Annotated in this window: 1 protein-coding gene and 1 pseudogene; both read right to left on the reverse strand. The window is 39.6% G+C overall.

What is annotated here, in order from left to right; all coding sequences use genetic code 11:
* Positions 1-280: pseudogene (locus ACE199_RS23445) on the reverse strand (hypothetical protein); the annotation flags it as partial.
* 852 nt (positions 281-1,132) lie between these two features.
* Positions 1,133-1,799: hypothetical protein (locus ACE199_RS23450; RefSeq protein WP_375351913.1), on the reverse strand; the 667-nt coding region annotated here is incomplete at its 5' end.

Below are 1,799 nucleotides of genomic sequence, written 5' to 3' on the forward strand. Positions count from 1 at the left end.
CTGTTGGACCTGTGTTTCCTGTTGGACCTGTGTTTCCTGTTGGACCTGTCGGACCCGTGTTTCCTGTTGGACCTGTGTTGCCCGTTGGACCTGTGTTGCCCGTTGGACCTGTGTTTCCTGTTGGACCTGTCGGACCCGTGTTTCCTGTTGGACCTGTCGCTCCTGTTGCTCGAACTTTAAACCCATTTATTTCCACATTTTGATTTACCTTTTGTATTTGCTCAGATTTACATTCACATTTACTATGTCCGCATTTTGAACATTTTTTATCTTTTCCCAATAGATATCTCACACCCTTTCATGAACATGAGATATTCTATGAGTTTGAAATTATAAATGCTTGGACAAAAACTGATAACCCTCTGTCTATTTTTATTATCTTCTTTTCTTATTACCAAATAAGATTCTATTTTTCAGTTAAACGGTATAAAATGAGACATGGTTACGGAATCCTTTTTTTACTTATATAGACATCATGGAGTTCTAGGGTTTCCCAGGCTTCAAATCTTTCATAAAGTCTTGCGCACACCCTTGATATCTCGTATCTGAATCATCTGTTGATGTTTTAAATCTAGTTAAATATAAAATTCAAATACGATAAAATGGTAAATTCTCTATTACAGATAGGGGCTCTCCAAGTCTTTTCTTTAAAAGAGAATAAAAAATGCCTTTAAGAAAATCTACTGCTTTTTGATTAAAACGTTGATTTAACGCCTCTGCTGCGACATATACTTTTGTAAAATCATACAAACTAGCACATAGTTAACCTAATGATTTTATCCCTGTTTCTTCTCTGTAAAGAGTACATCGTGCAATAAAGTATTCAAGATTAATTTTCCTATCTCATTTTTTAAAACCATGTTGGAATGCTACTCTATTTGAGTACGCTAACGAAAAAATCTGTTTAAAAATATCTAAAAAGAATATCCAATCTATTTTTTTCAGAAATAATGAAGTGAACGTCAAAGAAATGACCATCCTTTCATTTTCAGCTGCATACTGAATTAGGATGGTCATTTTTTGTCTTTTTATATCATGTTCTTAACTTGATAGCTATGGAGACTGTCTCAAAAGTATAAACTTTTGGACAGCCTTTTTCACAAAGCATACTTAGAGAACTACGTTTCTCCCATTATGGGATACTAAATAGAATTGTAGCAGCTGCACCCTCAGCAAAAGCTCCGCCACCTGTGTTAACTTGTACAGTAACTAGGGTACCTACAGTGACTGGAATCGATCCAGATGCTACTGCAAAACACGCTGGATTTGTCACAGTTGCTGTAAGCGTTGTAGCTGTAAAAGTTGCTCCACAATCTGTACTTATATGAACTGTAGCTGATGCAGTTGTAATAGGATTACTACGAGTACTAAAAACAAGACCTGTAAGAGTCATGTTTTGACCAACGACTACAGTTTGACGCTCAGGATCCGCGTCAGCGTTTCCGAGTCCGAGGAACTGATTATTAGCAATTGATTGGTCTGTAGCAAAATAGATTGTACTGCCTCCAGCTCCTGTTGCTCCTGTTGCTCCTGTTGCTCCTGTTGCTCCCGTTGCTCCTGTTGCTCCTGTTGCTCCTGTTGCTCCCGTTGCTCCTGTTGCTCCTGTTGGGCCTGTGTTTCCTGTCGGGCCTGTGTTTCCTGTTGGACCTGTGTTTCCTGTTGGACCTGTGTTTCCTGTCGGGCCTGTGTTTCCTGTTGGACCTGTGTTTCCTGTTGGACCTGTGTTTCCTGTTGGACCTGTGTTTCCTGTCGGGCCTGTGTTTCCTGTTGGACCTGTGTTTCCTGTTGGGCCTGTGTTT

The organism is Peribacillus sp. Hz7, assembly GCF_042136355.1.
Classification (GTDB): Bacteria; Bacillota; Bacilli; order Bacillales; family DSM-1321; genus Peribacillus; species Peribacillus asahii_A.